At 55.1% G+C, this 8,761-nt stretch carries 4 protein-coding genes; all 4 read left to right on the forward strand.

Translation table 11 applies throughout. The annotated features are described in order from the left end of the window. Positions 1-255 precede the first annotated feature (255 nt). The 4 genes from AC0QHF_RS14230 to hemE all read left to right on the forward strand — a co-directional run bounded on the left by AC0QHF_RS14230 (position 256) and on the right by hemE (position 8,672). Complete coding sequence (locus tag AC0QHF_RS14230; RefSeq protein WP_324704883.1) at positions 256-5,679, forward strand: DEAD/DEAH box helicase; 5,424 nt, start codon at positions 256-258, stop codon at positions 5,677-5,679. Between the two features lie 188 nt (positions 5,680-5,867). After that, a complete protein-coding gene (locus AC0QHF_RS14235; RefSeq protein WP_324704884.1) occupies positions 5,868-6,278 on the forward strand; it encodes a hypothetical protein in 411 nt (136 codons plus the stop codon). Between the two features lie 3 nt (positions 6,279-6,281). Then, positions 6,282-7,487, forward strand: a complete 1,206-nt coding sequence (locus AC0QHF_RS14240) for a hypothetical protein (RefSeq protein WP_324704885.1) — start codon at positions 6,282-6,284, stop codon at positions 7,485-7,487. A gap of 120 nt (positions 7,488-7,607) precedes the next feature. Further along, on the forward strand, positions 7,608-8,672 hold the full coding sequence (hemE, locus tag AC0QHF_RS14245) for a uroporphyrinogen decarboxylase (protein WP_324704886.1): 1,065 nt from the start codon (positions 7,608-7,610) through the stop codon (positions 8,670-8,672). Positions 8,673-8,761: the final 89 nt, after the last annotated feature.

An 8,761-nucleotide genomic window follows, 5' to 3' on the forward strand; every position in this document is an offset into this window, starting at 1 on the left:
AATAGCCGAAATCATCTGAAGATGATTGGGGAAGTTATAATAACTGCGGGAGGATGATTCGTGAAAAATGATCCAGTTGTCGAAGAAATTCATAAAATTAGAGCCGATTACGTCGCCAAATTTAATGGTGATATCCGTTCGATTTATTTTGATGTTAATCAAAACTTGGGGAAGGGTTGAGGGCCCTCTCCCTAAATCCCTCTCCCCGAGGGAGAGGGACTTTGAAATGGTTTAATTCTCTAACCTAAAAGTGCCATGCCAATCCCAATTACATTACAAGAACTTCTGAAAAAACAGGGCGAAATGCTGACCCCATTTTTGATGCTAATCGCTCAAAAACAGCTCGAAATTGACTGCACCGGAGTCGATCGCCTCCCGGCCGAAACCCTCGACCATCTCTTTTCCCACGCGCCGGACAGTTGGGATACGGGCGACTTTTGGAATATCATCAATATCGATACCGTCAGCGACGGCCTCGCCGCCGACTTGATGACCTGGAGCGATCGCAGGCAGGGCCGATCGCCCGCGATAACTGAAGCGATCGCTCCCACAGAAATTATAGCACAAAAAATCGAAGAAAAGCAACCTTTATCTACAGAAATTATAGCGGAAAATGAGGCGCGATCGCCCCTGGATATCTTCAAACTGCGGGACGAAGCGATCGCGGACTATCGGGACTATATCGAAAGCTTTTTAAAACTGCGCGATCCGAAGATCAAAGCCTTCGTCGATCGCGAATTGAAGCGGGGGCTACTGTGGCCAGATCCCCTGGTTCAACTCAACCCTGCCTACACAAAAGGCGGCGGCGTGACCCGTTTAATTGACGAAGGTTTGCTGCATCCGAAATGTCGCGACTACTTCCCCAATTATATTCGCAAATATAACTTCCACCTCCACCAAGAACAGGCCTTTCGAGCCGCCCGCAATAACCGACCCTACGTCGTGACCACCGGCACCGGTTCCGGCAAAAGCATGACCTACGTCGTCCCCATCTTTGACGACCTGCTGCGCCACCCGGAAATCGAGGGCGTCCGCGCCATTCTCGTCTACCCGATGAACGCTTTAATCAATTCCCAAAAAGAAGAATTTGACAAATACTTAAAAGAAGTTCCAAACACCCCGATTCGCGTCGAACGCTACACCGGACAAGAAAGCCTCGCCGATAAAATCAAAGTGCAACAGCACCCGCCGCACATTCTCCTCACCAATTATATGATGCTGGAATTGATGCTGAGTCGGGTCCACGAAGAAAAATTGGTCGCCTCCCCCGTCCTCAAATTCCTAGTCCTCGACGAACTCCACACCTACCGGGGGCGCCAGGGGGCCGACGTCGCCATTCTGATTCGGAAATTGCAGCAGCGGTGCGGCCAAAACCTCCTCTGCATCGGCACCAGCGCCACCATGTCCACCAAGGGGACCCGCACGGACCGCAACCAAACCGTCGCCGCCGTCGCCAGTAAGTTATTCGGGGTGGAGGTGACGCCGGAAAACGTCATCGACGAAACCCTCGAACGCAGCATCCGGCGCCCGGACCCCACCGCGGCGGAACTCGCGGCAGCTTTGGAAACCGGACTGCCGCCGGAGTCTGAACAGACTTTAGAAGCCTTTCAAACTCACCCGTTAGCCGCCTGGGTGGAGGTGAATTTCGGGTTGGAGTCGGAAGGGGGGCACCTGGTGCGGCGGACGCCGATATCCCTGGCGGTGGGGGCGGCGAAATTGGCGACGGAAACCGGCGCCGACGGGGAGCTCTGCGCGGATATTCTGCGGCGGGTGTTGTTGTGGGGAAGCAAAACCCGGGGTTTGGCGTTTCGCCTGCACCAGTTTATTTCCCAGGGGGGCAGCGTCTACGCCACCGCCGAGAAGAGGGAGAAACGGGAGCTCACTTTAGAGGGAAAATACGCCACGGATAGCGATCGCCTTTTGTACCCCCTTGCCTTTTGCCGGGAGTGCGGCCAAGATTATTATTTGGTGGAGTATGATCGCGATCGCAACCAAGTCAAACCCCTGATTCCCACCGCTTTAAATACCGGCGATGACGCCGACATTCAGAGTGGTTATCTCACCCTCGCCGAGCCCGGTTTGTGGGAAGAAAGCGATCGCGATCGTCTCCCGGATACTTGGTTTAGAGAAACGAAGAAAAAAGGCCGATTTCCGAAAAAAGAATACGCCGAATTTATCCCCCAAAAACTGCAAGTCCTCCCCAACGGCCGCGTCACCGACTCCCTCACCAAAGGCACGGCGTTCTGGTTCGTGCCCAAACCCTTTCTCACCTGTTTAAATTGCGGCATCGTCCACGACAAGCGCAAAAGCGAATTTACCAAACTCTCCCGCCTGAGCACCGAAGGCCGCAGCACCGCCACAACCCTGCTTTGCCTGTCCGCCGTCAACCGGCTAAAAACCAGCGGCGCCGTCTCCCCCCAGGCCCAAAAAATTCTCAGTTTCACCGACAACCGCCAGGACGCCTCCCTGCAGGCCGGACATTTCAACGATTTCGTGCAAACCAGCCTGCTGCGAACCTCCCTCAACGGGGCCATCAAAGCCAACCAGACCCTCACCCAACAACAACTCGCCCAAGCGGTGGTGGAACAGATGAACCTACCCCAGTCCGACTATGCTACAGAAGTAGCCGAATATGGTTCGGGAAAACGCCGCAATGAGAAAGCCTTCCACAAACTGATCGAATACCGACTGTATGAAGACTTGCGGCGGGGGTGGCGCATCGTGCAACCCAACCTGGAACAGTGCGGCCTGTTGGCGATCGATTATGATGGCTTGGAGGACATCTGCGCCCATGTCGATTTGTGGCAAAAACATTCCGATCCGATTTTGCTGCAAGCCAGTCCCCAACAGCGCTACCATGCGATCGCGGCTGTCTTAGATCAACTTCGCAAAGATCGGGTTTTGGATGCGGAATTGCTGCAACCTCAGCGGGTGGAACAGCTCAAAAAAGAGGTGCGGCAAGCGATTAAAGATCCCTGGTGTTTTGATGAGTCCGAAGACCTCGTTCCAGCCCCCTGGGCTTCCACTTCCACAGCCAAAACTAAGCAATATACAGTCAAACTCACCCCCCGCAGCAAAATTGGCAAATTCCTCCGCAGCGCCCAAACCTGGCCGTTGTGGGGACGGAACCTTTCGGAAATTGAATATCAGAATTTAATCAAAAACTTGATTGCAGCTTTGGCTGACAGCGGATATCTAGTCCGGGAGGGCGACAAAGTGCAACTGCGGGTTGATGCCTTCGTGTGGCGATCGCAAAATGTGGACTTCATCCGGCCCGATCCGATGGCCTCGAAACGCCTCCAGGGTGACGAAGACGTGTCGGTGGAGGTGAATCGATTTTTCCGCAATTTTTACGATCGCGGCGGTGCGGAGATCCAAAATATGGAAGGGCGCGAGCACACGGGCCAGGTCGCGATCGGCGATCGGCAGGACCGAGAAAACAAGTTCCGGTCCGGGAAACTCTCGGCCCTATTCTGTTCGCCGACGATGGAATTGGGTATCGATATCGCCGATCTGAATATCGTCCACATGAGGAACGTGCCCCCGAGTCCCGCCAATTACGCCCAACGCAGCGGACGGGCCGGACGCAGCGGGCTCGAAGCCCTGGTCATCACCTACGCCTCGGCGGGTAGCGGACACGACCAATATTTCTTCAAACGTCCCCAGCAAATGGTCGCCGGGGTGGTGGTGCCGCCGAAACTCGAACTCGGCAACCGGGATCTGATCGAGTCCCACATCCATTCCCTCTGGCTGGCTTACACGGGGGTTTATTTTGAAAAGTCTATGAACCAAATTCTCGACCTCGATGCCGGCGACTACCCCCTGAAAGAGTCGGTGCGAAATCACCTGAGATTGACATCGGAACAGAAGGAGAAATGCTTTCAGGCTGCGAAAGAAATTTTTAAGGATAAATTCTGTCGTCGAGACTTGGAAAATGCCACCTGGTGCACCGATAATTTTTTGTGGGAGGCGATCGACAATGCCCTGATCCGTTTTGACCAAGCGTGCGATCGCTGGCGGAATTTGTATCGCGATGCCGTCACCCAGCTTACCATTTCCCGGGAGGCGAGCGATCGCCACAGAAAGGGCCTCACCTCAGACCTGGAACAACAAAAAGCCGACGCCCTCGAACGGGAAGCCAAACGGCAAATTGCCCTATTAGTCGCCCAGGTCGATGGCAACAAAAACGCATCCCAACTCGAATTTTATCCCTACCGTTATTTCGCCTCCGAAGGCTTCCTCCCCGGCTACAACTTCCCCCGCCTCCCCGTCCGCGCCTACATCCCCGCCGGGAATAAAAGCGAGTTTATTTCCCGCCCCAAAGTCGTCGCCATCCGCGAATTCGCCCCCGGCAATATCCTCTACTACGAGGGCAATAAATTTCAAATTCACAAAACCCGCATCCCCGTCAAAGGCATCGAAAGCGCCTACCAGCGGATGGCGATGTGTCCCCGCTGCGGATATTTCCACACCGGCGAGGACTGGAAACTGGACCTGTGCGAAAACTGCGGCGCGAAACTGACCGCCGACAGCCGCGGCAACTGGGCAAAACACAATCGGATATTGCCGATGGAGACAATGCTCACCCGGCCCAAGGAACGCATCACCTGCGACGAAGAGGAGCGGCTAAAATCCGGTTATAATATCACGACCCATTTTCGCTTCCAAGAACGCCGACAGGAAGTCGCCGATGTCGTCGCCGAAGACGGCAGGAAACTGCTGGAACTCACCTACGGAGACACCGCACAAATTCGGCGCATCAATCGCGGTTTGCGGTCCGGCGAAGAGCGGGGATTCAAACTCAATGTTGCCACGGGATATTGGGAATCAAAGGATAAAAAAAAGCCGGAAATTTCGGATTTAGAAAATCTGCATACGGAAGTTTATCTGATGGTGGAGGATGTCTGCAACGTACTCCTGATCAAACCCTGCGATATTCCCAAAGAGGAGGCGGAGGAATTTTTGGCGAGTTTTCAATATGCGATCGAGCGGGCAATTCAAGCCGTCTACAAACTGGAAGACAACGAACTCGCCTCGGAACGTCTCGGGAAGGGAGAATATCTGCTATTTTGGGAAGCCTCTGAGGGAGGCGCGGGGGTGCTCTCGCAAATCCTGGAAAATCCCAAAGCCTTCCAACAACTGGCGGCGGAAGCGATGGATATCTGCCATTTCATTGAGGAAAAGAAAAGTTGTACTAAAGCCTGTTATGAATGCCTGCTTTCCTACCGCAACCAATTCGACCACCCGCTGCTCGATCGCCGCATCATCAAGTCCCACTTGGAGCGGCTCCAAACCAGCAAAATTGAGCGCCACATCGACGATATTTCTCGACAGCAACAGTATCAAAAATTGCGCGATCGCACCGATCCCAACTCCCCCTTCGAGCGGGAATTTTTAGATGAATTATACAACCAAGGTTTGCCGCTCCCCGACGCCGCCCAACCCTTCATCCCCGAAGCGAATATCAAACCCGACTTCATTTATTGGGACCAAAAAATCGCCATTTTCTGCGACGGTTCCGCCCATGATGACCCCGAAAAACGGGAACGCGATCGCATCAAAAGGGACGATCTCAAATATAATTTAAACTACCACGTTTTGGAGATTCGACATGACGAAGATTGGCGATCGGTCCTGGCACCTATTTTTTCATCTGGGTGGTTTAATGCCCCGACCTAGAAACCGGGTTTCTAAAAGCATCTTTCCGGGACAAAAATCAACCCTCATAGAAACCCGGTTTCCGATCCACCTTGTGTCAAACAGAGAAACTCAGATTCTCCGATCTCTCCCCACTCCCGATTTATTAATATAATGAATAAACGTCACACCGGCGAACCGATCGCCCCCGTTCAACCCTCCCAATTTCCATGCAAGTAGAAATCAAACGCCAACTCACCATCGCCCTGGAAAACTACCCCGGACGCCTCGCCGCCGTCAGCAGCGCGATCGCCAAATTGGACATCAACATCGAAGCCATTTCCTTGATCGATAATATCGAACAGGGCGTAATCCGACTGATCGCCAGCGACCCGCCCCAGTGCAAAACCGATTTAGTCCGACAGGGATTTTATATCATCGAAGCCGACGTTTTGGCCGTCAGCCTCACCAACTGGCCCGGTCAACTCTCCCGCCTCAGCCACGCCCTCGCCACCGCCGGAATTAACATAGAATACACCTACGGCAGCACCGTCACGGCCGGAGATCCCATGCGGCTGATGTTGAAAGTCTCCGAACTGCAACGCGCCCATCAAATCCTAGCCGAACTCGAGGACAACTGAACCGTGACCGCTATCCAAAAAGGCAGTATCGGCATTTTACCCCCCGGAGCCCTGGGCGTGGGATTTTTCTATCACCTCACCCGGGAACTCGCCCAACTCGACGAGGATACCTTTTTTATCGAACGCCGCCACTCCAAAAGTGCCGCCAGCCTGCGAGAGTCCGGCCAGATCGCGATCGCCACCCCCGAGGGCATTCACAATATAGCGTGCGATCGCTTTCTCAAACCCGACCTCCTCACCTGCTGCGAGTCCGGCGACTTGCCCGAAATTGTATTAGTCTGCACCAACCCCGACCAAATTCTGGATGTGATCACCGGCATCGTAGAATTGTCGGTGCGACTCCACGACGCCGGACAACTCCTGCAACCCGAGCCCCCCTTACCCCTATTTATCCTCTGTGCCAACGGCATCTACTTTCAGCGGTTCCGGCAAATCTTCGTCGAGAAAATCGAAGAAGCCATCCTGTTCGGGCGCCTCCCGGAACTGTGGCCCGACGCGATGCCGAAAGTCGTCTGCCGCCTGCTGCGGGGCATCACCATCCAAACCGGACTGCGGGAAGGCGGCGGGGCTCGAACCCTGTACCGACCGGGGCCGAAGGGACAGACGCGCATCGCCGGGGGAGATGCCCGGACCCGCCAACGCTGCCTGGAAATCCTCGCCGAAGATCGAAATGGCTGGTTTGAACAGGCGCCCTACAGTTCCGCCACCCGCCTCGAATTTGACAAGGCTTTGATCAACCTCACCTCGAATCTGCTGGGGCAAATTTGCGCGATCGATGACCGGGGAGAATTCACCCCCCTGAATGCCGGACAAGTCTTGGAATCCGCCCCCGCCGAAGAGATCCGGGAACTGCTGCATCGGGTGTTCCGGGTCGGGCAGATGGTGCGGGCCTACGATTTGCGAGAAGATTTTGAAGTGATATTTCAAGAAGCGATCGCCACCGTCGCCGCCCACGGCACCCACACCCCATCCAGCATCCAGTGGGTAGAAATGAACCTGCGGCGCGGCACCCTCAAACCCGAAATTACCCCCACGGAATCTTGGCTACTCGAACCCCTGATCCGATACGCCCGGGCGTCCGGTTTGGAGGAAACCGCCGCCTATTTCCAAACCCTCAAAGAACGCCTGACGACGAAGTTACAACGACTCGCCCGCCGCCAGGAGGAAACAACGTCACAATTCTTCACGAAGAAGGGGGACAAGTCCTGACACCATAAGGATCGGTGGACGATCGCGCGATGGTCAGCTATCAGCTTTTGTCCTGACTATCCCGGCGACTGCCAATAAAAAAAATCCTTTCCACTCATTCAGTACCGTTAATTCATTAAAATGACCGACTCGACCCAAATTCCCTATCTATTGCGTGCGGCACGCGGTGAAGCGCTGGACCGCCCCCCCGTTTGGATGATGCGGCAGGCGGGTCGCTACATGAAAGCCTATCGCGATCTGCGGGAAAAATATCCCTCCTTCCGCGAACGTTCCGAAAAAACCGATATCGCCGTCGAAATTTCCCTGCAACCCTTCCGGGCCTTCAAACCCGACGGCGTGATCCTGTTCTCCGACATTCTGACTCCCCTGCCGGGAATTGGCATTGATTTCGATATCGTCGAAAGCAAAGGCCCGATCATCGATCCGCCCATCCGCAGCCAGTCCCAAATCGACCAACTGCGTCCCATCGAACCGGAAGAATCCTTCCCCTTCATCAAGGAAATCCTGCAAACCCTGCGGCGGGAAGTGGGGAACGAGGCGGCGGTTTTGGGCTTCGTCGGGGCGCCCTGGACCCTGGCGGCTTACGCGATCGAGGGCAAGAGCTCCAAGGATTATCGCATCATCAAAAGTATGGCATTTTCCGAACCCGCCCTGCTGCACCAATTCCTGAGTAAATTGGCTGATGCGATCGCGGCCTACGCCTGTTATCAAATCGAATCCGGCGCCCAGGTGGTGCAACTGTTCGACTCCTGGGCCGGCCAGTTGAGTCCCCAGGATTACGAAATCTTCGCCCTCCCCTACCAAAAACAGGTGTTCGATCGCGTCAAAGCGCGTCACCCCGAAACCCCCCTGATCCTCTACATCAACGGCAGCGCGGGCATTTTGGAGCGAATGGCTAAGTCCGGCGCCGACCTGATCAGCGTCGATTGGACCGTGGACATGGGCGAGGCCAGAAACCGCATCGGGCGCGATCTGGGAGTCCAGGGCAATATCGATCCCGGCATTTTGTTCGGGTCGAAGGAACTGATCCGCGATCGTATCCTCGACACCATTCGCAAGGCCGGAAACCGGGGTCACATCCTGAATCTGGGCCACGGCGTCCTGCAAAAGACCCCGGAGGAGAATGTCGCCTATTTCTTTGAAACGGCGAAACAAGCCGACAAGTTGCTGACGGTTTCCGTGTAGCCCCCCTAGCCCCCATCCCCCCCAACCCCCATCCCCCCCAGCCCCCATCCCCCCCAGCCCCCCTTTGAAAGGGGGGAGTAAGGGGGGAG

The organism is Lyngbya sp. CCY1209, assembly GCF_055795065.1.

Coding starts and splice junctions, on each gene's coding strand:
- AC0QHF_RS14230 (WP_324704883.1), top strand. CDS start 256: ATGCCAATCCCAATTACATTACAAGAACTTCTGAAAAAACAGGGCGAA.
- AC0QHF_RS14235 (WP_324704884.1), top strand. CDS start 5,868: ATGCAAGTAGAAATCAAACGCCAACTCACCATCGCCCTGGAAAACTAC.
- hemE (WP_324704886.1), top strand. CDS start 7,608: ATGACCGACTCGACCCAAATTCCCTATCTATTGCGTGCGGCACGCGGT.